This is a genomic window from Streptomyces sp. NPDC059668, assembly GCF_042734135.1.
Classification (GTDB): Bacteria; Actinomycetota; Actinomycetes; order Streptomycetales; family Streptomycetaceae; genus Streptomyces.
The window spans coordinates 64,799-91,644 of sequence record NZ_JBHWEL010000031.1; the positions used below are offsets into that span (position 1 = coordinate 64,799).

Below are 26,846 nucleotides of genomic sequence, written 5' to 3' on the forward strand. Positions count from 1 at the left end.
ACCCCCGCGCGCCCCCGCCCCCGCGTCGTGGCGGCCGGGGCCCCCCGGATAGCGCAGGGCGCCAAGGCCCCCCCGCCCCGGCGGGCCAACGACGGGACTTCCGCGACACGCTCCAGGCCTGCCGTTCGGATCAGGTGGCGGCACGCGGGGAGGGCGGGCCGGTCCGACGACCCGCGCCGCCGCGCTCCCGCGCCCCCGCGTCCCCGCGTCCCGCAAGCCGGGCCTACGACGCCGTCTTCGCCGCTCTCATCGCCGCGCCCACGATCCCCGCGTTGTTCTGCAGCTGCGCCGGGACGATCTCCGCCTTGATGCCCTCGATCAGCGGCAGGAACCTGTCCGCCTTGCGGCTGACGCCACCGCCGATGATGAACAGCTCGGGCGAGAAGAGCATCTCGACATGGGCGAGGTACTTCGTGACCCGGCGGGCCCAGTGCTCCCAGGTCAGCTCGTGGTCCTCCTTGGCCTTCGTGGAGGCACGCTTCTCCGCGTCGTGGCCGCCCAGCTCCAGGTGGCCGAGCTCCGTGTTCGGGACCAGTTCGCCGTCCACGAAGAGCGCGCTGCCGATGCCCGTGCCGAAGGTGAGCAGAAGGACCGTGCCCCTGCGGTCGCGGCCGGCACCGAACTGCATCTCGGCGACGCCCGCCGCGTCCGCGTCGTTCAGCACCGTCACCGGGAGACCGCCGAGCCGCTCGCCGAGCAGGGCGCGGGCGTCCGTGTCGACCCATGCCTTGTCGACGTTCGCGGCCGTACGGATGGTGGCGCCGTCGGCGACCACCCCGGGGAAGGTGATGCCGACGGGCCCCGTCCAGCCGAAGTGCCCGACGACCTCCTTCACGCCGTCCGCCACCGCGTCGGGCGTCGCCGGATGAGGAGTGAGCACCTTGTGGCGCTCCTCCGTCAAATCGCCGCGGTCCAGGTCCACAGGGGCGCCCTTGATCCCGGATCCGCCGATGTCCACACCGAAGATCTGCATGGCCCTACGTTACGTCGTACGACTGACAGTCACTTCTCGGAAGTACCGGGAATAGCGGACGCCGCGGAGGAACCGGACACCCCGTCCGTCCGCTGCTCCACCAGCGCCGCCGCCTCCGCGCGCAGGTCGCGGCGGAGTTCCTTCGGCAGCGAGAAGGTGATGGACTCCTCGGCCGCCTTGACGATCTCCACGTCCTCGAAGCCGCGGGCGGAGAGCCACTCCAGGACCTGCTCGACCAGGACCTCGGGGACGGAGGCGCCGGAGGTGACGCCGACGGTCGTCACTCCGTCCAGCCAGCCCTCGTCGATCTCGTCGGCGAAGTCCACGAGGTGCGCGTCGCGGGCTCCGGCGAGTTTGGCCACCTCCACGAGGCGTACGGAGTTGGAGGAGTTCTTGGAGCCGACCACGAGGACGAGGTCCGCCTCCTCGCCCATCTGCTTCACGGCGAGCTGGCGGTTCTGCGTGGCGTAGCAGATGTCGTCGCTGGGCGGGGAGATGAGCTGCGGGAACTTCTCCTTCAGGGCGTCGACCGTCTCCATCGTCTCGTCGACCGACAGCGTGGTCTGGGAGAGCCAGACGACCCTGGAGGGGTCGCGGACCTCGACCTTGGCGACGTCACCGGGGCCGTCCACGAGGGTGATGTGGTCGGGCGCCTCGCCGGAGGTGCCGATGACCTCCTCGTGCCCCTCGTGTCCGATCAGCAGGATGTCGAAGTCCTCGTTCGCGAAGCGGACCGCTTCCTTGTGGACCTTGGTGACCAGCGGGCAGGTCGCGTCGATGGTGGCGAGCTTGCCGGCCGCGGCCTCGTCGTGGACGACGGGGGCGACGCCGTGCGCCGAGAACATGACGATGGACCCCTCGGGGACCTCCGCCGTGCGCTCGACGAAAATGGCGCCCTTCTTCTCCAGGGTCTGCACGACGTACTTGTTGTGGACGATCTCGTGGCGGACATAGATCGGGGCCCCGTACTGCTCGAGGGCCTTCTCGACGGCGATCACGGCGCGGTCCACGCCCGCGCAGTAGCCACGGGGGGCGGCGAGCAGGACACGGCGGCCAGGCGAAGCAGTCATGCGTCCCATCGTAAGGCCGCGCCCGGCAGGCCGAAGATCGCCTCCTGGGACGGGACCGGTGGAGGAACGGGAAGGAGAGCCCGCGCCGCCGGACCCTCGCCCTCCCGGTGCGCGCGGCCGGGTTGTCCGACCCTGCCACTACGCTCGGGCGCATGGCTCTGAACACGTCCGCGGACGCTCCCCTGCCCGTCGGTGAGGTGTCGCGGCTCATCGGGGGATGGATCGACCGGCTCGGCGCGGTCTGGGTCGAGGGTCAGATCACCCAGTTGTCGCGGCGCCCGGGCGCGGGTGTCGTCTTCCTGACGCTGCGCGACCCGTCGTACGACATCTCGGTGAGCGTCACCTGCTACCGACAGGTGTTCGACGCCGTGTCGGACGTGGTGAGTGAGGGCGCCCGCGTCGTCGTGCTCGCGAAGCCCGAGTGGTACGCGCCGCGTGGGCAGTTGTCGCTGCGCGCCACCGAGATCAAGCCGGTGGGCGTCGGCGAACTGCTCGCCCGTCTGGAGCAGTTGAAGAAGTCCCTGGCGGCCGAGGGGCTGTTCGCGGCCGAGCGGAAGAAGGCGCTGCCCTTCCTGCCGCAGCTCATCGGCCTGGTGTGCGGGCGGGCCTCGGCGGCCGAGCGGGACGTGCTGGAGAACGCGCGGCACCGCTGGCCCGCCGTCCGCTTCGAGGTGCGCAACGTCCCCGTGCAGGGGGTGCACGCGGTACCGCAGGTCGTGCAGGCGGTGAAGGAGCTCGACGCGCTCGACGGTGTGGACGTGATCGTCGTGGCGCGGGGCGGCGGCAGCGTGGAGGACCTGCTGCCCTTCTCGGACGAGCAGCTCGTCCGGGCGGTCGCGGCCTGCCGTACGCCGGTCGTCTCGGCGATCGGGCACGAGCCGGACAGTCCGCTGCTGGACCTCGTCGCCGACCTGCGCGCCTCCACGCCGACCGACGCGGCCAAGAAGGTCGTTCCGGACGTCGGCGAGGAGTACGAGCGGGTGCGGCTCCTGCGCGACCGGGCGCGGCGCAGCGTCCGGTCCTTCGTCGAGCGCGAGGAGCGCGGGCTCGCGCACGCGCTGGCCCGGCCCTCGATAGAGGATCCGCACCGGATGGTCGACGAGCGGGCCGACCAGGTCGCGTCGCTGCTGGACCGCGGCCGGCGCACGCTCGGGCACCTCCTGGACCGCGCCGACTCGGAGCTGACGCACACCCACGCGCGCGTGGTGGCCCTCTCCCCCGCCGCGACCCTCCGCCGGGGGTACGCGGTGTTGCAGCGGCCCGACGGGCAGGTGGTCCGGGACCCGGACGAGGTGACGGCGGGCGAGGCGCTGCGGGCGCGGGTCGCCGAGGGTGAATTCTCCGTACGAGTGGATGCATAGGGTGGACGCATGACCGGCAAGGTGGACGAGGCGCTCGGGTACGAGCAGGCGCGGGACGAGCTGATCGAGGTCGTGCGCCGCCTGGAGGCGGGCGGTACGACGCTGGAGGAGTCCCTCGCCCTCTGGGAGCGCGGCGAGGAACTGGCGAAGGTGTGCCGCCGCTGGCTGGAGGGCGCCCGGGCCCGGCTGGACGCGGCCCTGGCCGAGGAGGACCCGGCGGACGGGGACGCGGGCGGCGAGTGACGCCGACCCGCGGTAGGCCGCGCGGATCGGGCGATATGCCCTGGTGACAGCGGTGCGGCAGCCTTTCCTCGCTCGTCGCCACGACGCTCCGTGAGGTTCGACGATCTTGTGAACCGGCTCACCTGGGCCCTTTTTTGGTTGAAGCTTAAATATTCTCGGGTACTGTCGTTCTTGCCAGCCGATCCCCACGGATCCACCGCACGTCCCGAGAAGGTTTCCCCCATGTCTCTTGTCCTTGACCCCGCCGCCCAGGACCTGCTGTTCCGCGAGGCCCGCACCGCGAACACGTTCACCGACGAGCCGGTGACCGACGAGCAGGTCCAGGCGATCTACGACCTGGTCAAGTACGGCCCGACCGCCTTCAACCAGTCGCCGCTGCGCATCACCCTGGTCCGCTCCGCCGAGGCCCGTGAGCGCCTGGTGCAGCACATGGCCGAGGGCAACCAGCCGAAGACCGCCACCGCCCCCCTCGTCGCGATCCTCTCCGCGGACAACGAGTTCCACGAGGAGCTGCCGACGCTCTTCCCGCACTTCCCGGCCGCCAAGGACGTCTTCTACTCGGAGCGCCCGGCCCGTGAGGGTGCCGCCGGCCTGAACGCCGCGCTCCAGGCCGCGTACTTCATCATCGGCGTCCGCGCCGCCGGCCTCGCCGCCGGCCCGATGACCGGTCTCGACTTCGCGGGCGTCCAGAAGGAGTTCCTGGACGACGACCACACCCCGCTGATGGTCGTCAACATCGGCAAGCCGGGCGAGGACGCCTGGTTCCCGCGCTCCCCGCGCCTGGGCTTCGACGAGGTCGTCACGACCGTCTGACCGGTCGACCACACCGTCGTGACCGTCCGCCGCGCGCGGACACGCGAGACATGAGAAGGGCCCCCGCCGATGACGCCGGGGGCCCTTCTCATGTCTCGTCCCATGTCGCGCGTGTCCGCAACGTCCGCGGAGGTGTCCACGTCACCACGACTACGACATCTTCAGCGCCCCGGCCATCTTCACGAGCTGCCCGAACGACGCCGTCCCGGTCACCACCGTCGTCGACCCCTTGCCCCGCAGCACGAGGGCGTCGTACTTGTCACCCTCGTACCGCTGCCACGTCCGGTCGCCGATCCGCTCGGTGACCTTCGTGGCCGCGGCGCCCTGGCTGGCCGAGTCGATGAAGGGGGCCGCCCGCTGAGTGGACTGCTCGATCGCCACGTACTGACCTTCGGGGTCGTGGAAGCCCAGGTGCCAGGCGTCGAACTCGGCGCCGTCGTAACGCACCGACGTCGCCTTCCACGTCCCGGGCAGCCCCTCGGGAGCCGCCACCGGATACGACGCCGCGCGACGCGCCGTGAGCAGCTCGACACGGTAGTCGACGCGCTTGAGGGGAGGCTCGGAGTCGTCGTGCGGGATGAAGATGTAGATGACGCCCGCCATGATCCCGATCAGGCCCAGGGAGAGGAGCATGTCCCGGACCGTCTGCTTGCCTTTCGTACCTGCCACACCCCTATCGTCGCAGGTGCCCTGGCCTGCTCATCCGTGGGGCCCCCTGCTCATTTTGTCGGTCTGGCGATAGAGTCGGGGCACACCCTCATCCGGCCGTCGTCGTATCAGAAAGGTGCGCTCCGATGACCGAGCATCATCTACCGTCAGAACTCGAGGTGCCCTCCGAGGCCCCCGACCGAAATCTCGCCCTGGAACTCGTCCGGGTCACCGAGGCCGCCGCGATGGCCGCGGGCCGCTGGGTCGGCCGCGGCGACAAGATCGGCGCCGACGGCGCCGCCGTACGCGCCATGCGAACCCTCGTCTCCACCGTCTCGATGAACGGCGTCGTCGTCATCGGTGAAGGCGAGAAGGACGAGGCCCCGATGCTCTTCAACGGGGAGCGTGTCGGCGACGGCACCGGCCCCGAGTGCGACATCGCCGTCGACCCGATCGACGGAACCACGCTGACCGCCAAGGGCATGACCAACGCGATCGCCGTGCTGGCCGCCGCCGACCGCGGCACCATGTTCGACCCGTCCGCGGTCTTCTACATGGACAAGCTGGTCACCGGGCCGGAGGCCGCCGACTTCGTCGACATCAACGCGCCCGTGTCGGTGAACATCCGCCGGGTCGCCAAGGCCAAGAAGGCCACCCCCGAGGACGTCACGGTCGTCATCCTCGACCGGCCGCGCCACGAGGGGATCATCAAGGAGATCCGCGAGACCGGCGCCCGGATCAAGCTGATCTCCGACGGTGACGTCGCCGGCTCGATCCTCGCACTGCGCGAGGGAACGGGCATCGACCTGCTGCTCGGCATCGGCGGTACGCCCGAGGGCATCATCTCGGCCTGCGCCGTGAAGTGCCTGGGCGGCACCATCCAGGGCAAGTTGTGGCCCAAGGACGACGAGGAGCGGCAGCGCGCGCTCGACGCGGGCCACGACCTCGACCGGGTGCTGTTCACCGACGACCTGGTCTCCGGCGAGAACGTGTTCTTCGTCGCGACCGGTATCACCGACGGCGAGCTGCTGCGCGGGGTGCGCTACCGCGCCGAGGTGGCGACGACCGAGTCGATCGTCATGCGCTCCAAGTCCGGCACGGTCCGGCAGATCACGTCCGAGCACCGGCTGAGCAAGCTGCGGGCGTACAGCGCGATCGACTTCGACCGCGCGAAGTAGCTCCGCGGACCGCGGGCCCGCCGGCCACGCGCGCCGGAGCGCCACGGGGCGCGTCCGGAGCGGTGCCCGGCGAGCGGCCGGTACGGAGAGCGTCCGGAACGGGCAGGTACGGAGAACGCCGGGAACGGTGCGTACGGAGAACGTCCGGAACGGCCGGTACGGCATACGCCGGGATCAGTACGTACGGAGAACGTCCGGAACGGCCGGTACGGCATACGTCCGGATCAGTACGTACGGCGTACGTCCCGGCCCGGCACGTACCCAGGACGGCCGCGGCGGTGGACACGGCGACCGGGGCCGTACACACGGAGAAGGGGCGCCCCCTGTGCGGAGGGGGCGCCCCTTTCCCGTGGCTTCCGGCTAGCCGGCCGCCGCTATCGGGCCGCGCGCGGCCTTCTTGAGCTCCAGGTCACGGCGGCGGCGCCGGGCCAGCACCACCCGGCGCTCGGCGGCGGTCAGACCGCCCCACACTCCGTACGGCTCGGGTTGCAGCAGCGCGTGTTCACGGCACTCGACCATCACCGGGCAGCGGGCGCAGACGCGCTTGGCCGCCTCCTCGCGGGACAGCCGGGACGCCGTGGGCTCCTTGGAAGGCGCGAAGAACAGGCCGGCCTCGTCCCGCCGGCACACCGCCTCCGTGTGCCATGGGGCTTCCTGATCCCTGTCCCGCACTGGCGCCCGCTGGGCCGGAACGGCAGCTACCTGCAGGGACTGATGCGGCGGTTGCAGCACGGTCTACTCCTGACGACGGCTTCGCGAGCGTGCCGGGCACCGCGGGAAATCCCGCCGCGCCCTCCAAGAGACGATGCAGCAAGGCCTACCCGCTGTGCGCGCGCCTATGCACTGAGTCCCAAGAGCGGAGCCCGTCGTTCACGACGGGGCGCACGCGGTCCTGGACCGGTGCGCCCCGGACGCCGTCGGATTCACAGACGTCAACGATCCAGGTGCTTGCGCAAACTCCGGTCCACCCGGTCCATCGCGCGGTCGAGGATGTCCGCGACCAGCTTGCCGCGCTTGGGCCGCGCCTCGACGTTGCCCAGCACCGCCAGGCCCTCGACGTAGATCACGGGCGCGTCGGGGTCGCCCGAATCCAGCGTCTCCGCCTCGAAGTTGCCGAGAACGCCCCCTCCGCTGCTCCGCAGCGACACGTTCTCCGGGACGCGGATCTCCACGTTGCCGAAGACCGAGATCGCCTTGATCGCGACCTGCTGGTACTCGAAGATCGCCTCGCTGAGGTCTATCTCGACGCTGCCGAAGACGGCGTACGCGTGGATACGACGGCCCGCGCGCCAGCGGCCCTTGCGCATCGCGGTGCTGAACACCGCCACCACGTTCTCGTCGGCCTCCGCCGGGATGGCGCCGAGCCGGGGGCGGTTGGGCGCCGTGGTGTACGCGGGCGCCCCGCGGTCCGCGTGGGCGGCGGGCAGGTCCCGGACGAACCGGTCGAGCTCACCGACCGTCTTGGTGGCCAGCACCCCTTCGACCCGCTCGGCGTGCTCGTCGGCCGTGAGGCGCCCCTCGGCGAGGGCCTCGCGCAGGATGTCGGCGATCCGGTCGCGGTCGGCGTCCGACGCGCGCAGTTCGGCGTCGGCGGCACGGGTTTCGGTGCGCTTCTGAAGGTCCACGGCAGCAGCGTACCCAAACGCGATAGATCGCGACTAGGGGTGTGGATGAAGATGTGGACGACGAACTGAGCCCTACCTCACAGGCTCGCCGTCCGCGCCAGGTTCTAGGCTGGTGGACGCCCGCCGACGGAGGCCGGCCTCCGCCGAGTGAGCGTGGTCGGGCTCCCGGCAAGGCCTCGGCGCCCCGAGGCGAACCGAGCACCGAGAAATCAAGTGAGGAATGGGCGAAGATGCCTGAGTTCGCGTACACCGATCTGCTCCCCCAGGGAGAGGACACCACCCCGTACCGGCTGGTGACCTCCGAGGGTGTCTCCACCGTCGAGGCCGACGGGCGGACGTTCCTCAAGGTGGAGCCGGAGGCGCTGCGCAAGCTCGCCGAGGAGGCCATCCACGACATCCAGCACTATCTGCGGCCCGCCCACCTGGCCCAGCTGCGCCGGATCATCGACGACCCCGAGGCGTCGGCCAACGACAAGTTCGTCGCCCTGGACCTGCTGAAGAACGCGAACATCGCGGCCGCGGGTGTCCTGCCCATGTGCCAGGACACCGGTACGGCGATCGTCATGGGCAAGCGCGGGCAGAACGTGCTCACCGAGGGCGGCGACGAGTCGGCCCTGAGCCGTGGCATCTACGACGCCTACAAGAACCTGAACCTGCGCTACTCGCAGATGGCTCCGCTCACCATGTGGGAGGAGAAGAACACGGGCTCGAACCTGCCGGCGCAGATCGAGCTGTACGCGACCGACGGCGGCGCCTACAAGTTCCTCTTCATGGCCAAGGGCGGCGGCTCCGCGAACAAGAGCTTCCTGTACCAGGAGACGAAGGCCGTTCTGAACGAGTCCTCCATGATGAAGTTCCTGGAGGAGAAGATCCGTTCGCTCGGCACGGCCGCCTGCCCGCCGTACCACCTGGCGATCGTCGTCGGCGGGACGAGCGCCGAGTACGCCCTGAAGACCGCGAAGTACGCCTCCGCGCACTACCTGGACGAGATCCCGGCCGAGGGCTCCGAGCTGGGCCACGGCTTCCGGGACAAGGACCTGGAGCAGAAGGTCTTCGAGCTGACGCAGAGGATCGGCATCGGCGCGCAGTTCGGCGGCAAGTACTTCTGTCACGACGTGCGCGTGGTCCGCCTCCCCCGGCACGGCGCGTCCTGCCCCGTGGCGATCGCGGTGTCGTGCTCCGCGGACCGCCAGGCCGTCGCGAAGATCACCGCCGAGGGCGTCTTCCTGGAGCAGCTGGAGACGGACCCGGCGCGTTTCCTGCCCGAGACGACCGACGAGCACCTCGACGAGTCGGGCGACGTCGTCCGGATCGACCTCAACCAGCCGATGGACGACATCCTCGCCGAGCTGACCAAGTACCCGGTGAAGACCCGCCTCTCGCTCTCCGGCCCGCTGGTCGTGGCCCGTGACATCGCGCACGCCAAGATCAAGGAGCGGCTCGACGCGGGCGAGGAGATGCCGCAGTACCTGAAGGACCACCCGGTGTACTACGCCGGTCCCGCGAAGACGCCCGAGGGCTACGCGTCCGGCTCCTTCGGGCCCACGACGGCCGGCCGCATGGACTCCTACGTGGAGCAGTTCCAGGCGGCGGGCGGCTCCAAGGTGATGCTCGCGAAGGGCAACCGGTCCGCGCAGGTCACCCAGGCGTGCGACGCGCACGGCGGCTTCTACCTCGGCTCGATCGGCGGCCCCGCCGCCCGTCTCGCCCAGGACTGCATCAAGAAGGTCGAGGTCGTCGAGTACGAGGAGCTCGGCATGGAGGCCGTCTGGAGGATCGAGGTCGAGGACTTCCCGGCGTTCGTCGTGGTCGACGACAAGGGCAACGACTTCTTCCAGAATCCGGCCCCCGAGCCGACGTTCACCCACATCCCGGTGCGGGGCCCCGGGCTCGTGTAGTGCCCTCAGGGGCGGCCGGGGAGGGAATCCGCCCCCGCGCCGCCCCGTCCCGGGACGGCCGGACCGTGCAGGTCACGCACCCTACGATGTCCCATTTCGTCCCAGGAACAGTGGGACGGCATCTTTGCGCGCTTTGCCGTGAACACTCCGCAATGACCGGATCGCAGCCCGCGATCCGCAGGTCATCTCGGAGGGAAATAGCATGATCAGTCGCATGGTGCGCAACGGTCTCGTGGCCGCGGTCGCGGTCGCCGCCGTCTTCCCGGCGACCGCCGTCGCCTCCACCGTCCCGGCCGCGCGGACCGCCGCCGGTCACCACGTCGTCCACCACGTACGGGGCCGTGTGACGACCCACCACACCCGGCTGCTGGTCCGCTCCGGACCGGGCACGGCCTACCGGGTCGTCGGCTCGCGCCCGGACGGACGCGCGGTGCTCCTCTCCTGCAAGAAGCGGGGATCCTCCGTCCGGGGCAATCACCGCTGGTACCGCCTGGCCCACCACCGTGGGTACGTGTCCGCGCACTACGTCCGCACCGGCGGTGCCGTCCGCTGGTGCTGACGGGCGTACCCGCGCCCGGCTCCTGAGTTCCGACGCCTCCTGACGGGGTGGGGTCCACCCCGTCAGGAGGTCCTACGAGTCGATCAGCCGACCACCCGACCACCCCACCGGTGCCGGAACCGCAGGTCAACTCCCCTTCATCATCCGGTTCGCATTCGGGCGACCCGGGTGTGCGCGGGCGCGCGATGAGGGAACGGATCAGGCGGCCACCCCGGCACGGTGAGGGAGCGAGATGGAGAGCCACGTGACGGTCAAGAGACAGCCGCTGCCCGACTCCTTGGACGACGCGGAACGACTCGACGAGGAATTCCTGACGGAGCGGCTGCGCGGCCTGAGGCAGCGGACGGGGCTGAGCCTGGCCGCGCTGGCCGCCGTCACCCCGTTCAGCAAGTCGACCTGGCACCGCTATCTGAACGGCGACCAGTTCCCGCCGCGCTCGGCGGTCGAGTCCCTCGGCCGGCTCGCGCAGACCGATCCCGGTCCCCTGCTCTCCCTGTGGGACGCCGTGTCCAGGACCCGGTGCGGGGCGGTCGGCCTGCCCGCGCAGGCCCCGCCCCCACGGGTCCCGTCCGCACAGGGCCAGGCCCCGGGCGCGCCGGGTCGGGGGCGGGGCCGACGGGCGCCGCCCCCCCCCGGGATCGGCCGCGCCGGGGGGTGGGCCGCGACCATGGCGGTCACCGCGGGCGCCGCCGAGGTCCTCGACACCGACCCCGCGCCCGCGCCCGCCGCGACCGCCTCCTGCCGCGGCCACGGCTGCCAGGGGCAGTTCCCGACCTCCGAGACCTGTGGCCGTGACGCGCGTACGGAGAGCGCGGTCCGGCGCGCGGGCGAGGTCGTGCTGCTGCGGTTCTCCGTCTCCTGCGCGACGGTCTGGTCCGAGGTCCGCACCCGGGCCGGCGGCGCGCGGGAGATCTCCGTGCGGGCCGGCCGGGACGAACTGTCCGCCACCTACCCGGGCGACCCGACGGACGGCTACAGCAGCCCGATGCTGGCCGCGGCGAGCCCGCGCGGAGCGGAGGCCTGCGCCGAAGTGGCCGGGCATGTCGCGTGCACCACGCCCGTCGGCGCGGCCTCCTCCGGCGCCGCCGGGCACTGACTCCGACCGGGAACCCGGGGAACACCGCACCGGACGTCCGGGAACACGGGACACGTCCGCGATGCTGTCCCCACTGGAGGTGACCGGCAATGGCCGATGAACAGGCAGCAGCCCCGTACCGGATCGAGCACGACTCGATGGGTGAGGTCAGGGTGCCCGCGGACGCGAAGTGGCGGGCGCAGACCCAGCGGGCCGTGGAGAACTTCCCCGTCTCGGGGCAGCGGCTCGAACGCGCGCACATCGAGGCGCTCGCCCGGATCAAGGGGGCGGCCGCCAAGGTCAACGCCCGGCTCGGGGTGCTCGACAAGGACGTGGCCGAGGCGGTCCAGGAGGCCGCGGCCGAGGTCGCCGAGGGGCGCTGGGACGCGCATTTCCCGGTGGACGTCTTCCAGACGGGCTCCGGCACGTCCTCGAACATGAACACCAACGAGGTCATCGCCACGCTCGCCACCGAGCGTCTCGGCCGCGACGTCCACCCGAACGACCATGTGAACGCCTCGCAGTCGTCGAACGACGTCTTCCCGTCCTCGATCCACATCGCCGCCACCGCCGCGGTGACCCGCGACCTCGTCCCCGCGCTCGACCACCTCGCCGCCGCGCTGGAGCGCAAGGCGCGGGAGTTCGCCGACGTCGTGAAGTCGGGACGCACCCACCTGATGGACGCCACCCCCGTCACACTCGGACAGGAGTTCGGCGGATACGCGGCCCAGGTGCGCTACGGGATCGAACGGCTGAACGCCTCGCTGCCCCGGCTCGCGGAACTGCCGCTGGGCGGGACGGCCGTGGGCACCGGGATCAACACACCTCCCGGGTTCTCCGCCGCCGTGATCGCGGAGGTGGCCCGGGACACCGGACTGCCGCTCACCGAGGCCCGCGACCACTTCGAGGCACAGGGCGCGCGGGACGGCATCGTCGAGACGAGCGGACAGCTGCGGACCATCGCGGTCGGGCTGACGAAGATCGCCAACGACCTGCGCTGGATGGCGTCGGGACCGCGGACCGGCCTGGCCGAGATCAGCCTCCCCGACCTCCAGCCGGGTTCCTCGATCATGCCGGGCAAGGTCAACCCCGTCATTCCCGAGGCCGTACTGATGGTCGCGGCCCAGGTGATGGGCAACGACGCGACGGTCGCGGTCGCCGGGGCCGCCGGCAACTTCGAGCTCAACGTGATGCTCCCGGTCATCGCCAAGAACGTCCTGGAGTCCGTCCGGCTGCTCACGAGTGTTTCCCGGCTGCTCGCCGACCGCACCGTCGACGGGATCGTCGCGCACCGCGAACGGGCCCGCGAGTACGCCGAGTCGTCACCGTCCGTGGTGACACCGCTCAACAAGTACATCGGGTACGAGGAGGCCGCCAAGGTGGCCAAGAAGGCACTGGCGGAGCGGCGGACCATCCGTCAGGTCGTCCTCGACTCGGGGTACGTGGAGCGGGGCGACCTCACCCTGGAACAGCTGGACGAGGCGCTGGATGTCCTGCGGATGACGCGTCCGTGACACCACCCCCGTACCGGCGAACGCCGGATGACACCTCCGTTACGTCCTTCGCGCCATGGCGAGAACCGTGACGCGCACCGCAGCGTCGCATGCCTGGGGCACCTAATATCTGTTCATGGCAGAGGGTGGAGCGGTGAGACGAGTGACAACGGGTGGGTCGACGGCGTACTGGGCCCCCGGGAGTCACATTCTGTGGCGGTACCGGGAGAACGCCGGCGAGCGCGTCCACATCTGCCGCCCCGTGACCGTCGTACGGGACGACGCGGAACTGCTCGCGGTGTGGATGGCACCCGGCACGGAGTGCGTCAAGCCGGTCCTCGCGGACGGCACCCCGGTGCACGGAGAACCGCTGGAGTCGCGCTACACCAAGGCTCGTTCGGTGCGCCGGGACCGCTGGTTCGGCACCGGGGTGCTGAAGCTGGCGCGGCCCGGCGATCCCTGGTCGGTGTGGCTGTTCTGGGAACCGGGGTGGCGTTTCAAGAACTGGTACGTGAACCTGGAGGCCCCGCTGACCCGTTGGGAGGGCGGCGTCGACTCCGAGGACCACTTCCTGGACATCTCCGTGCACCCGGACCGCAGTTGGCACTGGCTCGACGAGGACGAGTTCGCGCAGGCGCAGCGGGCCGGACTGATGGATACTCGACTGGCCGCGCAGGTGAGGGAGGCGGGGCTGCGCGCGGTGGAGGTGATCCGAGCCTGGGGCACGCCGTTCGCGGACGGCTGGCAGCACTGGCGCCCGGATCCTTCGTGGCCGGTTCCCGCTCTGCCCGATGACTGGGACCGTACGCCCGCGCACGTGTCCTCATGAGACCCTTGATGCGCCCCCGTGGTACAACCGTAGGATCGTCCTCCGCAAGGGCGCGCAGCAGCAACTACCGCAGCATGCGCTGGGCTTGACCATACGTCACCGAGGGGCGGCAGGACGTGAGCGAGGGGTACGAGGGCCACGGCGGTACGGTCGGCGGACGGCCCGACGGGTCGCGCGGACCCGCTGGGGCGACGGCGTTCCCGTCGGCACATGCCGGGCCCGGTTCGCACGACGCGCAGATTCCGTTCCTGGGGCACACATTCCGGGTATCGGGGCTGCGGGACGAACTGCACGCACGGCGCGCAGCCCCGGACGGATGGATTCGACACGCGTGACGGAGCACCCCACCTCGCACGAGCGCCGCCAGAGCGGCGCCGGCCGGCCTTCCACCCCCGCGGACCCCCGCGGGGCGCTCCTGCATACCCCGGAGGCGCTGCGCGCGCCGGGCGCCTTACCCGCGCAGCCCGCCCGCACGGGCGACGCCCAGGCCGGTTCGGGCGCGCCCTACGGTCAGCACGGGACGCCGGGCAACCAGTCCTCAGCGAGCACCGACGCGCCGTCGCCCTCCGGCACCGGCGCGCCGACACCGCCTGCGTCCCCGGGCCCGGAGCACTCCCAGCCCTCGGCCGCGGAGCCCGATCCGCACCGCCCGCGTCCCGCCCCTGAGGGCATCCCGGCCCAGCCGGTCGACCAGGACCGCACGCCGGGCAGCGGCGGCAAGGACCGGCGCACCGGGCAGGGACTGCCGCACGCCGGCCCGATGCCGATGCGGCGCGACGGGGACCGGCTGCGCTTCGTGGGCGCGGCGACCCGTCGTATCGCCCGCGGCATCGACCTCGACGAGATCGTGATGGGGCTGTGCCGGGCGACCGTGCCGACCTTCTCGGACGCGATCCTCGTCTATCTGCGCGATCCGCTGCCGGTCGGCGACGAGCGGCCCACCGGGCCCCTCGTGCTGCGGCTGCGGCGCACGGACCGGATCCCGGAGGAGCGCGACACCGAGAACGGCTTCCTGCCCGCGCTGCGGCCCGAGCCCAGTGAGCTGTCGGCGATGACGGCCGAGCTGTGCGAGGTGCGCCCCGGCGGCGCCCTCGCCGAGGTGCTGCGCGGGGTCCGGCCCGTCTTCGCGGACGCGCCCGCCGCGCGGGCCGCGCTGCCCGAGCTGCTGGGCGACGAGCTGGCCGTGCCCAGCGGCCAGCGCGCGATTCTGGCGCCGCTGCGGGGGCGGCGCCGGGTGATCGGGGCCGCGCTCTTCGTGCGCCGTCCCGAGCGGATGCCCTTCGAGTCCGACGACCTGCTCGTCGCGGCCCAGCTCGCCACGCACAGCGCGCTCGGCATCGACAAGGCGGTGCTGTACGGCCGGGAGGCCTACATCGCCGACGAGCTCCAGCGCACCATGCTGCCCGAGACCCTGCCGCGGCCCACGGGCGTGCGGCTCGCGTCCCGCTACCTGCCGGCCGCGGAGACCGCGCGCGTCGGCGGCGACTGGTACGACGCGATCCCGCTGCCGGGCAGCCGGGTCGCGCTGGTCGTCGGGGACGTCATGGGGCACTCGATGACCTCGGCCGCGATCATGGGCCAGCTGCGGACGACCGCGCAGACCCTCGCCGGTCTCGACCTGCCGCCGCAGGAGGTGCTGCACCACCTGGACGAACAGGCCCAGCGGCTGGGCACCGACCGCATGGCGACCTGCCTGTACGCCGTCTACGACCCGGTCTCGCACCGGATCACCATCGCCAACGCGGGCCACCCGCCACCGGTCCTGCTGCACCTGGGCGGCCGGGCCGAGGTGCTGCGGGTGCCGCCGGGTGCCCCCATCGGTGTGGGAGGGGTGGACTTCGAGGCGGTCGAGCTGGACGCGCCCGCCGGGGCCACGCTGCTGCTCTACACCGACGGCCTGGTCGAGTCCCGGCTCAGGGACGTCTGGACCGGGATAGAACAGCTGCGCGAGAAGCTCGCCGCCACCGCGCAGCTCACCGGCCCCGACCATCCGCCGCCCCTCGAAGCCCTCTGCGACGAGGTGCTCGACATGCTCGGTCCGGGCGACCGGGACGACGACATCGCGCTGCTCGCCGCCCGCTTCGACGGGATCGCGCCGAGCGACGTGGCGTACTGGTACCTGGAGCCGGAGGACGCGGCTCCCGGGCGGGCCCGGCGCCTGGCCCGTCGGGCGCTGTCCCGCTGGGGCATGGAGGACATGAGTGACTCCGTCGAGCTGCTGGTCAGCGAGGTCGTGACCAACGCCGTGCGCTACGCGTCACGCCCCGTGACGCTGCGGCTGCTGCGGACGGACGTGCTGCGCTGCGAGGTCGGCGACGACGTGCCCCAGCTGCCGCGGCTGCGGCAGGCACGCGCCACGGACGAGGGCGGACGCGGCCTCTACCTGGTCAACAAACTGGCCAGACGGTGGGGTGCGACCCGGTTGAGCACCGGAAAGGTGGTCTGGTTCGAGTTGAACCGCGGCTGACGGGGTACCCGCCCGGCCTCACCCCGGGGCGGCCCCGTCTCCGTACAGGTTCCTGAACCGGACCAGAGCTGGACAGTGTCCAGAAGTTGCCGACATCGCGTCGGCGGAGTTGACTGCTGGGGTGGACGAAGCGACCTAAATACCCTCTTCTTCGACGGGAGGACGCTCGTGACGCAGGCACCCCAGAAGGTTCCGTACACCACGGACAACGTCGGCATTCCGGTGGAGAGCGACGAACACTCGCTGACCGTCGGCCCCGACGGCCCGATCCTGCTCCAGGACCATTACCTCATCGAGAAGATGGCTCAGTTCAACCGGGAGCGGGTCCCCGAGCGTGTGGTGCACGCCAAGGGCAGTGGCGCGTACGGATTCTTCGAAGTCACCAATGACGTCAGCCAGTTCACCAAGGCTGACCTGTTCCAGCCGGGAAAACGCACCGAGATGCTGGCCCGGTTCTCCACTGTCGCCGGCGAACAGGGTTCGCCCGACACCTGGCGCGACCCCCGCGGTTTCGCGCTGAAGTTCTACACCGAACACGGCAACTACGACATGGTGGGCAACAACACGCCGGTCTTCTTCGTCCGTGACACGATCAAGTTCCAGGACTTCATCCGCTCGCAGAAGCGCAGCCCCGTGACCGGACTGCGCGACAACGACATGCAGTGGGACTTCTGGACCCTCTCCCCCGAGTCCGCGCACCAGGTGACGTGGCTGATGGGCGACCGGGGCATCCCGAAGACCTACCGCCACATGAACGGGTACAGCTCGCACACCTACATGTGGCTGAACGCCGCCGGTGAGCGGTTCTGGGTCAAGTACCACTTCAAGACCGACCAGGGGATCGAGTGCCTCACCCAGTCCGAGGCCGACGAGCTGGCCGGTACGGACGCGGACAAGCACCGCCGTGACCTGTTCGAGTCGATCAAGTCCGGGAACGCGCCGACCTGGAGCCTGAAGGTCCAGATCATGCCGTTCGAGGACGCGGCGGACTACCGCTTCAACCCCTTCGACCTGACCAAGGTCTGGCCGCACGCGGACTACCCGCTGATCGACGTCGGCCGGATGACGCTGGACAGGAATCCGGAGGACTACTTCATCCACATCGAGCAGGCCGCCTTCGAGCCGTCCAACCTGGTACCGGGCATCGGCCCCTCGCCGGACAAGATGCTGCTGGGCCGGCTGTTCTCGTACCCGGACACCCACCGGTACCGGATCGGCCCGAACTACACCCAGCTGCCGCCGAACCGGCCGCACTCCCCGGTGAACTCGTACGCCAAGGACGGCCCGATGCGCTACGAGCCGTCCAACGCGGCCCGGCCGTACGCCCCCAACTCCTACGGCGGGCCCGCGGCCGACTTCTCCCGCTTCGGCGACCCGGCGAGCTGGCAGACCGCAGGTGAGCTGGTGCGCGAGGCGTACAAGCTGCACCGCGAGGACGACGACTGGGGCCAGGCGGGCACGATGGTCCGCCAGGTCCTCGACGCGGCGGCCCGCGACCGTCTCGTGTCGAACGTCAGCGGCCACCTGAAGGCCGGTGTGTCCCGCCCGGTCCTGGACCGCGCGGTGCAGTACTGGCGCAACGTGGACAAGGAGATCGGCGACCGGATCGCCAAGGAGGTCAACGGCGGCTGAGCCCGCCGTACGAGAGGAGGGGGGGGGGGGGGGGGGGACCGGGGCCCCCCCTCCTCATGCGCCTGAACTCCTGCCCTGTTACTGCCGGTTGTTCAAGTCATTCGCATTGTTCGGGTTGTTCGGGTTGTTGGGGTTCGGATTGCCCGGGTCCGTCGGGTTCTGGCCGGTCGGGGTTCCGCTCGGAGTGAGCGGCGCCGTCGTCGTCGGGGTGGCCGGCGACTGGGACGTCTCGGTCGGCGGGCCGCTGCTCGTCGGAGGCCTGGTCGTCGGCTTCTGGGTGGTCGGAGTCTGCGACGGCGTCTCGCTCGGCGTCCGGCTCGGCGTGTCGCTCGGGGTCGGCTCCATCGCCGCGCCCTGGGTGGTGTTCAGGTCGAAGGCGGTGACCCTGCCCATCGCGTTGAAGGTGTACGCGGCCCAGATCTGGGCCGGGAAGTCACCGCCGTTGACACGGCCGCCGCCCGTGGCGCCCTTCATGGAGACCTGGTTGTGGGTCTTCGGGTCCTCGCCGAACAGGCCGACCGAAGTGACCAGGTTCGGGGTGTAGCCCGTGAACCAGGCCGACTTGTTGTTGTCGGAGGTACCCGTCTTGCCCGCGACCTGCTGACCGTTGCGGTCGACCGCCTGGGCGACGGAACGCTGGGCCGTACCGTCGTTGACCACGCCGGTGAGCACCGAGGTGACCGTGTCGGCCGCCTCCGAGCTGATGACCTGGTCGCCGATCGGGTTCGGGATCCGCACCGTACGGTCCTTGTGCTCGGCCGAGGCCAGGACGGCCGGGGTGACCTTGCGCCCGTGGTTGTCGAGGGTCGCGTAGGCCCCCGCCATCTCCAGCGGACTCGCGCCCATCGAGCCGAGCGTCTGCGCCGGCACCGGCTGGAGCTTCTCCGTGTGCATCCCGAGATCGCCCGCGACCTTGAGGACCTTGTCCATGCCGACGTCGACGCCCATCTGCGCGAAGACGGAGTTGATGGACTTGTTCATCGCGGTCTGGACCGTGACGTTCCCGTAGTCCTGGTCGTCCTCGTTGGGCGGCGCGAAGGCGATGGTGCTGCCCTTGACGGCGCGACCGCTCGTGCCGTCGTACATCGTGTTCGCCGTGATGTCCTGGCCGTCCTGCGTCTTGGCCTGCTGCTCCAGGGCCGCGGCGAAGATGAGCGGCTTGAAGGTGGACGCGGGCTGGTAGTCCGGGCGGGTCGCGTTGTTGACGTAGTGCTTGAAGTAGTCCTCGCCGCCGTACATCGCGACGACCTTGCCCGTCTTGGGGTCGACGGACGCGGCGCCCGCCTCGATGTCCCCGTCGACCCGCCGCTTCTTCTTGTCCAGCTTGCTGCTCAGCTTCGTCTTGACGGCGACTTCCAGCTGCGTCTGCCGCTTCTTGTCGATGTTGAGCGTCATCGTCCAGCCACCCGCGTCGACGATCGCCTTGGCGTCCTCGTAGTTCGCGGCGGAGCCCTGGGCGACGAGCCGGTTGGCGAGCGCGCTGTTGGCCGCGTCCACGAGGTAGCCGGTCTGGCCCTGCAGGCCGGGGACACCCTTGGGGTCCTGCGGCACCGGGAACTTCATGCCCTGCCGCTTGGCCGGGGTCAGCCACCCCTCGTCGACCATGTTGTCGAGGGTGTAGTTCCAGCGGGCCGTGACCAGCCGCTTGCCGGTGTCGGTGGCGACACCCCAGTCGTACTGGCTCGGGGCCTGGAGCAGCGAGGCGAGGTAGGCGCCCTGCTCCACCGTGAGGTCGCTCGCGTCCCTGCCGTAGTACGCCTGCGCCGCGGCCTGGATGCCGTACGAGTTGCGGCCGTAGTAACTGGTGTTGATGTAGCCGGCGAGGACGTCGTCCTTGCTCTGCTGACGGTCCACCTTGAGCGCGATGACCAGTTCCTTCAGCTTGCGCGTGACGGTCTGGTCCTGGGTCAGGTAGTAGTTCTTGACGTACTGCTGGGTGATCGTCGAACCACCCTGCTTGCCCTTGCCCGACAGGGTGTTCAGCAGACCGCGGGCGGTGCCCCGCAGGTCGACGCCGGAGTCCTTGTAGAAGGACTTGTTCTCGGCGGCGACGAAGGTCAGCTGGACCGGCTTGGGCACCTTGTCCAGGCCCACGATCTCGCGGTTGACCTTGCCGGTACGGGCGAGGGTCGAGCCGTCGCTGTACTTGTAGATGTTGCTCTGCTGCTGCGCGGCCGCGTTCCCCTGGGGTATGGACACGACCATGTAGAGCACGAGGAAGGCGCCCATGCCCAGCAGGCAGAAGCCCAGGAACGTGCCGAGGATCGTCTTCCAGTTCAGGAATCTGCGTATGCCGCTGCGGCGGGGCTTGGTCCCGGAGGAGCCCCCGGCCGCGGCGCGACGGCCACCGCGCTGCCGCGCTCGTCTCTCGTCCGCTCGTCCCATGGCTCCGTCCGCTCCGCTTCGGTCTCGGGTCGCGCTCTCTTGTACGCGTGTCCTGCCGGGTTCACTCACGCGCCGCGTGCCGCGTTCGTTCTGGTGCCGCACACAGGTTCGTCGCTGAGGTCAGCTCAGCAAACTAACACCACGTGCTGGGACAAAGTCCCGCCGATCGGTACTTCCACGGACGTGACAATCAGCACGCAATACGCATCAGCCCCACCAGAACCGACGTACGAGAGGGGTGGAAGGTTGCCGCGACGAGCAAAGTGCCAGCACCTGGCCCTATCGAGATCAGGCCACATCAGACGGGCCCGGGGCTCCGCCAAGGGGCTGCCGCCCCCTGGAAGCGGACCCCCGCTTCGCCCGAAGGGCTCGTCCTCGATCGCCGGACGGGCTGAAATGCCCGGCCTGGGCCTCAGCCCTCCAGGGCGCCCTCGCATCTGGGCACGGGCCCGCACCTCCAGCCCGTCCGGCGATCGAGGACAAGGCCCTTAAGGCCGAAGCGGGGGCCTGGAGGCGGAGCCCCCGGCGAGGGCGTGGAACCCGGTGACAGAACCGTGACAATGGGCCCTGACCTGGACACCATCGCTCCCCGCGATGGCCTATGCGCAGCATGTATACGCACGGTGTATACCCCGTGTGTACAGTGCTCCGCATGTCCATCGGTCACACCCTCCTGGGACTCCTGGAGTCCGGACCCCGCCACGGCTACGACCTCAAGCGGGCCTTCGACGAGAAGTTCGGTCACGACCGGCCGCTGCACTACGGCCAGGTCTACTCGACGATGTCGCGACTGCTGAAGAACGGCCTCGTGGAGGTCGACGGGATAGAGGCGGGCGGCGGACCCGAGCGCAAGCGGTACGCGATCACCGACGCCGGTGTCACCGACGTACAGCAGTGGCTCGCCACGCCCGAGAAGCCCGAGCCGTACCTCCAGTCGACCCTCTACACCAAGGTCGTCCTCGCCCTCCTCACCCACCGTGACGCGGCCGAGATCCTCGACACCCAGCGCTCGGAACACCTGCGCATGATGCGCATCCTGACCGACCGCAAGCGCCACGGCGACCTCGCCGACCAACTGATCTGCGACCACGCACTCTTCCACCTCGAGGCCGACCTGCGGTGGCTGGAACTCACCGCCGCCCGTCTCGACAGACTCCGCGAGGCGGTGACGACCCGATGACCCCTCCCCCCGGCTCCCTGCTGACCGCATCGGAACTCCGTAAGAGCTACGGCCCCACCACCGCCCTGGACGGCGCCGAGTTCTCCATCCACCCCGGCGAGGTCGTCGCCGTGATGGGCCCCTCCGGCTCCGGCAAGTCCACCCTGCTGCACTGCCTCGCCGGCATCGTGCCGCCCGACTCCGGCTCGATCATGTACGCCGGACGCGAGATGGCGACCATGAACGACTCGCAGCGCAGCGCCCTGCGCCGCAGCGAGTTCGGCTTCGTCTTCCAGTTCGGCCAGCTCGTGCCCGAACTCACCTGCGTCGAGAACGTCGCCCTGCCGCTGCGCCTGAACGGCACCGGCCGCAAGGAGGCCGAGCGCACCGCCCTGACCTGGATGGAACGCCTGGAGGTCGACGACCTCAGGGCCAAGCGGCCCGGCGAGGTCTCCGGCGGCCAGGGCCAGCGCGTGGCCGTGGCCCGCTCCCTGGTCACCAGCCCGCGCGTGCTGTTCGCGGACGAACCGACCGGCGCGCTCGACTCGCTCAACGGCGAGCGCGTGATGGAACTGCTCACCGAGGCCGCCCGCTCCACCAACGCCGCCGTCGTCCTGGTCACGCACGAAGCGCGGGTGGCCGCCTACTCGGACCGCGAGATCGTCGTACGCGACGGCAAGTCCCGTGACATGGAGCGCGCCGTATGAACGTGCGCCAGTGGTCCAGGGACCTGGTCATGGGTGCCAGGTTCGCCTTCGTCGGCGGACGCGAGGGCTGGATCCGGGTCCTGCTGACGGCCATCGGCGTCGGCCTCGGCGTGGCGCTGCTGCTCCTCACCACCGCGATACCCAACGCCCTGTCCGTCCGGCACGACCGCGAGCAGGCGCGTACGGACATCCACTACACCCAGTCCGACAAGGCCAGGGCGGCCAACACGGTCCTGGTCGCGAACGTCGACACCACCTACCGCGAGAAGGACGTCCGCGGGCGGGAGCTGGAGCCCGAGGGGGCCCGGGCCCCGCTGCCGCCGGGGCTGGAGAGGTTCCCGGCCCCGGGCGAGATGGTGGTCTCCCCCGCGCTGAAGAGGCTGCTGGCGTCGGACGACGGGAAGCTGCTGCGGGAGCGGCTGCCGGACCGCGTCACCGGAACCATCAGCGAGAGCGGTCTCATCGGCTCGGCCGAACTCGCCTTCTACCGGGGCGGCCACGGGCTCGCGGCGCATCTCGACGGCCCCGGCGTGTCCCGTATCGACAGGTTCGGCGAGCCGGACCAGTCGTCCGAACCGCTGGACCCCGTCCTGCTCATGCTGGTCCTCGTCGTCTTCGTCGTCCTGCTGATGCCGGTCGGTGTCTTCATCGCGGCGGCCGTACGGTTCGGCGGTGAGCGACGCGACCGACGGCTCGCCGCGCTGCGGCTGGTCGGCTCCGACAGCCGGATGACCCGGCGGATCGCCGCCGGCGAAGCGCTCTCGGGCGCCCTGCTGGGACTGGTCTTCGGCACGGTCTTCTTCCTGGTCGGCCGCCGGCTCGCGGGCTCCGCCGAGGTGCTGGAGATCAGTGTGTTCCCGAGCTACCTGAACCCCGCGCCCGCGCTCGCCCTGCTGGTCGCGGTGGCGGTCCCGGCGGCCGCGGTGCTGGTCACCCTGTTCGCGCTGCGCGGTGTGGTCATCGAACCGCTCGGCGTGGTGCGTACGGCCCGGCCCGCGCGACGGCGCCTGTGGTGGCGGCTGCTGCTGCCGCTGTGCGGGCTCGCGATGCTCTACCCGATGGTCGGGCAGGGCCGGTCCAACGGGAACTTCAACCAGTACCTGGTGACCGGTGGTGTCGTCCTGCTGCTCGTCGGCGTGACCGCGCTGCTGCCCTGGATCGTCGAAGCGGTCGTCGCCCGGCTCGGCTCCGGCTCGGTCGCCTGGCAACTCGCCGTGCGCAGGCTCCAGCTGAGCAGCGGCACGGCGGCCCGCATGGTCAACGGCATCGCGGTGGCGGTGGCCGGGGCGATCGCGCTGCAGATGCTGTTCGCCGGGGTCCAGAGCTCCTACACCAAGGAGACCACCAAGGACGTCTCGCGGGCGCAGATGCAGGTGCGCGTGCCGAGCGGGACCCCGCTCGCGCCGGCCGCCCGGAAGCTCACCGCGACCAAGGGCGTCCGCCAGGTCTCGGCGTTCTCCGAGGGCTATCTCGGAGACCGCAGGAAGGAGCCCGAGCACTCCACCCAGATCACCGTCGGCGGCTGCGCCTACCTGCGCGAGGTGGCCACCCTGCCCTCGTGCCACGACGGAGACGTCTTCGCCGTGCGCGGCGGCGAGTACGACACGGACACCCCGAAGCTGGCCCAGTCCGGCCGGACGCTGTTCATCGACCCGTCGTACAGCGGTCTCCCCCGCAACGCGGAGGCCTCCTGGACGGTGCCCGAGGGACTCAAGCAGGCCGTGTCGCGCAAGGACCCGACCGGCGTGAAGCGCGGCGGCTTCCTGTTCACGCCGAGCGCGCTGCCCGCGAAGGCCGTGCCGGTCGTCGAGGGACAGCTCTACCTCAAGCTCGACGAGTCCGTGCCGGACGTACGCGAGTTCGTACGGAACACGGCGGCGACCATCTCGCCGCTCTCGCAGCCGATGGTGTGGGCGTCGAGTGAGCAGTCCCGGAAGTTCACCTCCATCCGCACCGGCCTGTTCGTGGGCTCGACCTGCGTGCTGTTCCTGATCGGCGCGAGCCTCCTGGTCTCCCAGCTGGAGCAGTTGCGCGAGCGCAAGAAGCTCCTGTCGGCCCTGGTCGCCTTCGGCACCCGGCGCCGCACCCTGAGCCTCTCGGTGCTGTGGCAGACCGCGATCCCGATCGCGCTCGGCCTGCTGCTCGCCTCCGCGGTGGGGCTGACCCTGGGCGTGGTCCTGCTGAAGATGACCGCCACCGCGGTGAGCGTGGACTGGACGAGCGTGCTGTTCATGATCGGTATCGGCGCGGGAGTGGTCGTCGCCGTGACCCTGCTCAGCCTGCCGGCCCTGCTGCGGCTGATGCGGCCGGACGGCCTGCGCACGGAGTGACACGCCGGCGGCGCCGGAGGGTCAGAGGATCCGTACGGGCAACGGCCGCAGCGCTTCCCTGAGCGCTGCGGCCAGTTCCTCGTACTCGGCCCCGCGCGCCGCTCCCGCGCGCATCACCAGCGCGATCCGCCGGGTCGGCGCCGGGTCCGCGAAGTACCCGGTGAGGAGCTGGTCGCTGCGGGTGGTCTCGACCCTGACGGCCGTTCGCGGCAGCAGGGTCACCCCGAGGCCGCCGGCGACGAGCTGGACCAGGGTGGACAGCCCCGCGGCGGTGGTGGTGACGGGGGCGTCCGCGCGCCCCGCCTCCCGGCAGATGTCGAGGGCCTGGTCCCGCAGGCAGTGCCCCTCGTCGAGCAGCAGGAGATTGAGCTCGCGCAGGGATTCACGCGCGATCCCCTGCCGTCCGCCCAGCTCGTGGTCCAGCGGGGTGACGAGCACGAAGTCCTCGTCGAACAGCGGGAGTTCGACGACTCCGGGCATGCCGAGCGGCACGGCGAGGAGCAGCAGATCGAGCCGCCCGACCGACAGTCCCTCCAGCAGGCTGGCCGTCTGTTCCTCGTGGACCTGGAGGTCGAGGTCCGGATAGCGGTCGTGGACCAGCCCGAGGACCGTGGGCAGGAGGTAGGGCGCGACCGTCGGGATGACACCCAGTCGCAGGGCCCCGGTGAAGGGCGCCCGGACGGCCTCGGCCTCCGCCATGAGCGCGCCGACCTCGTCCAGTACGGCCTTGGCGCGTACGGCGAGACGTTCACCCGCGGGCGAGAGCAGCACCTTGCGGGTCGTACGCTCCAGCAGGGTCACCCCGAGCGTCTCCTCCAGGGCGGAGACCGCGCCCGAGAGAGCGGGCTGGCTCATGCCGATCGCGGCCGCGGCGTCCCGGAAATGCAGGTGTTCGGCCACGGCGGCGAAGGCGCGCAGCTGGGCGAGGGTGGGCTGGCGGCGCCCGTTCCCCTTGGGGATTCCGGCGCCCTTGGCGCTCGCTCTGCTGCCGACAGGGCTCACCATGGCGGCCGCCTCTCACTCATCGTCACTGATAGTCGCATCCGATCAACGCGACCAAGCGTATCAATTTCACTAATCAATGCAGCGTGTGCCACGATCTGCACCGTCCAACCCAAGGGAAAGGTCCCCAAAAGGGGCGTTCCCTCGCTGCAAGGAGAGTTCGTGCTCACTGTCGGTGACAAGTTCCCCCAGTTCGATCTGACCGCCTGTGTCTCGCTGGAGAAGGGTCAGGAGTTCCAGCAGATCGACCACAAGACCTACGAGGGTCAGTGGAAGGTCATCTTCGCGTGGCCCAAGGACTTCACCTTCGTGTGCCCGACCGAGATCGCCGCCTTCGGCAAGCTGAACGACGAGTTCGCCGACCGCGACGCCCAGGTGCTCGGCTTCTCCGGCGACTCCGAGTTCGTGCACCACGCCTGGCGCAAGGACCACGACGACCTGCGTGACCTGCCCTTCCCGATGATGGCCGACTCGAAGCACGAGCTCATGCGGGACCTCGGCATCGAGGGCGAGGACGGCTTCGCCAAGCGTGCCGTGTTCATCGTCGACCAGAACAACGAGATCCAGTTCTCCATGGTGACCGCCGGCTCCGTCGGCCGGAACCCCAAGGAGGTCCTGCGGGTCCTGGACGCCCTCCAGACGGACGAGCTGTGCCCGTGCAACTGGACCAAGGGCGAGAACACCCTCGACCCGGTGGCGCTCCTGGCGGGTGAGTGACCTTCCATGTCCCTCGACGAACTGAAGTCCGCCGTACCGGACTACGCGAAGGACCTGCGCCTCAACCTGGGTTCGGTCATCGGCAACTCCGAGCTTCCGCAGCAGCAGCTGTGGGGGACGGTGCTGGCGTGCGCGATCGCGTCCCGTTCGCCGCGGGTGCTGCGTGAGCTGGAGCCCGAGGCGAAGGCGAACCTGTCGCCGGAGGCGTACACGGCCGCCAAGTCGGCCGCCGCGATCATGGCGATGAACAACGTCTTCTACCGCACGCGGCACCTGCTGTCGGACCCCGAGTACGGGACCCTGCGGGCCGGGCTGCGGATGAACGTGATCGGCAACCCCGGTGTCGAGAAGGTCGACTTCGAACTGTGGTCGCTGGCCGTCTCCGCGGTCAACGGGTGCGGGCAGTGTCTCGACTCGCACGAGCAGGTGCTCCGCAAGGCGGGCGTCGACCGGGAGACCATCCAGGAGGCGTTCAAGATCGCCGCGGTGGTGCAGGCGGTCGGGGCGACGCTGGACGCCGAGGCGGTTCTCGCGCAGTAGGCCCTCTGGGAGGCCCCGTTCACCGGTGCGGTGAACGGGGCCTTTTCCATGGGTTCTTCGCTCCCGGCGCCCCTGTCTCTGGGGGCTCCGCCCCCAGACCCCCGCTCCGGCCTTAAGGGCCTTGTCCTCAAGCGCCGGACGG

General features: G+C 70.6%; 23 protein-coding genes. 16 read left to right on the forward strand and 7 right to left on the reverse strand.

The annotated features are described in order from the left end of the window. Nucleotides 1-223: 223 nt before the first annotated feature. Both ppgK and ACFV2J_RS22730 read right to left on the reverse strand, forming a co-directional pair. Nucleotides 224-973 carry a polyphosphate--glucose phosphotransferase gene (ppgK, locus tag ACFV2J_RS22725; protein ID WP_385084321.1) on the reverse strand — a complete coding sequence of 250 codons (750 nt, stop codon included), beginning with the start codon at nucleotides 971-973 and terminating at the stop codon, nucleotides 224-226. Between the two features lie 29 nt (nucleotides 974-1,002). Beyond that, the gene (locus tag ACFV2J_RS22730; RefSeq protein ID WP_385084319.1) at nucleotides 1,003-2,052 is read right to left on the reverse strand and encodes a 4-hydroxy-3-methylbut-2-enyl diphosphate reductase; all 1,050 of its coding nucleotides are present in this window, start codon (nucleotides 2,050-2,052) and stop codon (nucleotides 1,003-1,005) included. A 143-nt stretch (nucleotides 2,053-2,195) separates the two neighbouring features. Between ACFV2J_RS22730 and xseA the strand changes: the two genes are divergently transcribed. The 3 genes from xseA to ACFV2J_RS22745 all read left to right on the forward strand — a co-directional run bounded on the left by xseA (nucleotide 2,196) and on the right by ACFV2J_RS22745 (nucleotide 4,460). Further along, nucleotides 2,196-3,404 carry an exodeoxyribonuclease VII large subunit gene (gene xseA / locus ACFV2J_RS22735; protein WP_385084317.1) on the forward strand — a complete coding sequence of 403 codons (1,209 nt, stop codon included), beginning with the start codon at nucleotides 2,196-2,198 and terminating at the stop codon, nucleotides 3,402-3,404. A gap of 9 nt (nucleotides 3,405-3,413) precedes the next feature. After that, nucleotides 3,414-3,647 (forward strand): exodeoxyribonuclease VII small subunit, encoded by a 234-nt coding sequence (locus ACFV2J_RS22740; RefSeq protein ID WP_385084315.1) that lies wholly within the window; start codon nucleotides 3,414-3,416, stop codon nucleotides 3,645-3,647. 222 nt (nucleotides 3,648-3,869) lie between these two features. Continuing rightward, nucleotides 3,870-4,460 carry a malonic semialdehyde reductase gene (locus tag ACFV2J_RS22745; protein ID WP_385084313.1) on the forward strand — a complete coding sequence of 197 codons (591 nt, stop codon included), beginning with the start codon at nucleotides 3,870-3,872 and terminating at the stop codon, nucleotides 4,458-4,460. 150 nt (nucleotides 4,461-4,610) lie between these two features. On the opposite strand, the gene ACFV2J_RS22750 is transcribed toward ACFV2J_RS22745, so the two are convergent. Then, complete coding sequence (locus tag ACFV2J_RS22750; protein WP_385084311.1) at nucleotides 4,611-5,129, reverse strand: DUF4245 domain-containing protein; 519 nt, start codon at nucleotides 5,127-5,129, stop codon at nucleotides 4,611-4,613. Between the two features lie 125 nt (nucleotides 5,130-5,254). Here ACFV2J_RS22750 and glpX point away from each other — a divergent pair, with 125 nt between their 5' ends. Further along, nucleotides 5,255-6,286 (forward strand): class II fructose-bisphosphatase, encoded by a 1,032-nt coding sequence (gene glpX / locus ACFV2J_RS22755; protein ID WP_385084309.1) that lies wholly within the window; start codon nucleotides 5,255-5,257, stop codon nucleotides 6,284-6,286. A gap of 360 nt (nucleotides 6,287-6,646) precedes the next feature. On the opposite strand, the gene ACFV2J_RS22760 is transcribed toward glpX, so the two are convergent. Both ACFV2J_RS22760 and ACFV2J_RS22765 read right to left on the reverse strand, forming a co-directional pair. Continuing rightward, the gene (locus tag ACFV2J_RS22760; RefSeq protein WP_148010269.1) at nucleotides 6,647-7,018 is read right to left on the reverse strand and encodes a WhiB family transcriptional regulator; all 372 of its coding nucleotides are present in this window, start codon (nucleotides 7,016-7,018) and stop codon (nucleotides 6,647-6,649) included. A gap of 200 nt (nucleotides 7,019-7,218) precedes the next feature. After that, entirely contained in the window at nucleotides 7,219-7,911 is a 693-nt protein-coding gene (locus tag ACFV2J_RS22765; RefSeq protein WP_385096543.1) for a DUF1707 domain-containing protein, read from the reverse strand. A gap of 230 nt (nucleotides 7,912-8,141) precedes the next feature. Here ACFV2J_RS22765 and ACFV2J_RS22770 point away from each other — a divergent pair, with 230 nt between their 5' ends. The 7 genes from ACFV2J_RS22770 (at nucleotide 8,142) to ACFV2J_RS22800 (ending at nucleotide 17,864) form a co-directional block, all read left to right on the forward strand. Further along, nucleotides 8,142-9,809 (forward strand): fumarate hydratase, encoded by a 1,668-nt coding sequence (locus tag ACFV2J_RS22770; RefSeq protein ID WP_385096539.1) that lies wholly within the window; start codon nucleotides 8,142-8,144, stop codon nucleotides 9,807-9,809. A 202-nt stretch (nucleotides 9,810-10,011) separates the two neighbouring features. Next, nucleotides 10,012-10,368, forward strand: a complete 357-nt coding sequence (locus ACFV2J_RS22775; protein ID WP_385096536.1) for an SH3 domain-containing protein — start codon at nucleotides 10,012-10,014, stop codon at nucleotides 10,366-10,368. A 244-nt stretch (nucleotides 10,369-10,612) separates the two neighbouring features. After that, entirely contained in the window at nucleotides 10,613-11,464 is an 852-nt protein-coding gene (locus ACFV2J_RS22780; RefSeq protein WP_385440249.1) for a DUF2690 domain-containing protein, read from the forward strand. Between the two features lie 89 nt (nucleotides 11,465-11,553). Beyond that, nucleotides 11,554-12,957, forward strand: a complete 1,404-nt coding sequence (locus ACFV2J_RS22785; RefSeq protein WP_385094407.1) for a class II fumarate hydratase — start codon at nucleotides 11,554-11,556, stop codon at nucleotides 12,955-12,957. Nucleotides 12,958-13,072: 115 nt separating this feature from the next. Further along, nucleotides 13,073-13,765 (forward strand): DUF402 domain-containing protein, encoded by a 693-nt coding sequence (locus ACFV2J_RS22790; RefSeq protein WP_385094404.1) that lies wholly within the window; start codon nucleotides 13,073-13,075, stop codon nucleotides 13,763-13,765. A gap of 316 nt (nucleotides 13,766-14,081) precedes the next feature. Further along, the gene (locus tag ACFV2J_RS22795; RefSeq protein ID WP_385094401.1) at nucleotides 14,082-16,232 is read left to right on the forward strand and encodes a SpoIIE family protein phosphatase; all 2,151 of its coding nucleotides are present in this window, start codon (nucleotides 14,082-14,084) and stop codon (nucleotides 16,230-16,232) included. A 168-nt stretch (nucleotides 16,233-16,400) separates the two neighbouring features. Further along, the gene (locus tag ACFV2J_RS22800) at nucleotides 16,401-17,864 is read left to right on the forward strand and encodes a catalase (RefSeq protein ID WP_385440253.1); all 1,464 of its coding nucleotides are present in this window, start codon (nucleotides 16,401-16,403) and stop codon (nucleotides 17,862-17,864) included. Between the two features lie 78 nt (nucleotides 17,865-17,942). Here ACFV2J_RS22800 and ACFV2J_RS22805 read toward each other — a convergent pair whose 3' ends face one another. Beyond that, on the reverse strand, nucleotides 17,943-20,249 hold the full coding sequence (locus ACFV2J_RS22805) for a transglycosylase domain-containing protein (protein ID WP_385092949.1): 2,307 nt from the start codon (nucleotides 20,247-20,249) through the stop codon (nucleotides 17,943-17,945). A gap of 652 nt (nucleotides 20,250-20,901) precedes the next feature. Between ACFV2J_RS22805 and ACFV2J_RS22810 the strand changes: the two genes are divergently transcribed. Genes ACFV2J_RS22810 through ACFV2J_RS22820 form a run of 3 tightly spaced genes read left to right on the forward strand, consistent with a single transcriptional unit; the run spans nucleotide 20,902 to nucleotide 24,445 of the window. Continuing rightward, nucleotides 20,902-21,429 (forward strand): PadR family transcriptional regulator, encoded by a 528-nt coding sequence (locus ACFV2J_RS22810; protein WP_385092952.1) that lies wholly within the window; start codon nucleotides 20,902-20,904, stop codon nucleotides 21,427-21,429. Beyond that, nucleotides 21,426-22,115, forward strand: a complete 690-nt coding sequence (locus tag ACFV2J_RS22815; RefSeq protein WP_385092955.1) for an ABC transporter ATP-binding protein — start codon at nucleotides 21,426-21,428, stop codon at nucleotides 22,113-22,115. The genes ACFV2J_RS22810 and ACFV2J_RS22815 overlap by 4 nt, the downstream gene beginning before the upstream one ends. Then, the gene (locus ACFV2J_RS22820) at nucleotides 22,112-24,445 is read left to right on the forward strand and encodes an ABC transporter permease (protein ID WP_385092958.1); all 2,334 of its coding nucleotides are present in this window, start codon (nucleotides 22,112-22,114) and stop codon (nucleotides 24,443-24,445) included. The genes ACFV2J_RS22815 and ACFV2J_RS22820 overlap by 4 nt, the downstream gene beginning before the upstream one ends. 21 nt (nucleotides 24,446-24,466) lie before the next feature. Here the strand turns inward: ACFV2J_RS22820 and ACFV2J_RS22825 are convergent, their stop codons facing one another. After that, nucleotides 24,467-25,450, reverse strand: a complete 984-nt coding sequence (locus tag ACFV2J_RS22825; RefSeq protein ID WP_385092961.1) for a LysR substrate-binding domain-containing protein — start codon at nucleotides 25,448-25,450, stop codon at nucleotides 24,467-24,469. A gap of 159 nt (nucleotides 25,451-25,609) precedes the next feature. Between ACFV2J_RS22825 and ACFV2J_RS22830 the strand changes: the two genes are divergently transcribed. Then, nucleotides 25,610-26,164: a peroxiredoxin gene (locus ACFV2J_RS22830; protein ID WP_148010255.1), complete on the forward strand. Its 555-nt coding sequence runs from the start codon at nucleotides 25,610-25,612 to the stop codon at nucleotides 26,162-26,164. Nucleotides 26,165-26,170: 6 nt separating this feature from the next. Next, complete coding sequence (locus ACFV2J_RS22835) at nucleotides 26,171-26,704, forward strand: alkyl hydroperoxide reductase (protein WP_385092965.1); 534 nt, start codon at nucleotides 26,171-26,173, stop codon at nucleotides 26,702-26,704. The last annotated feature ends 142 nt before the right edge of the window (nucleotides 26,705-26,846 follow it).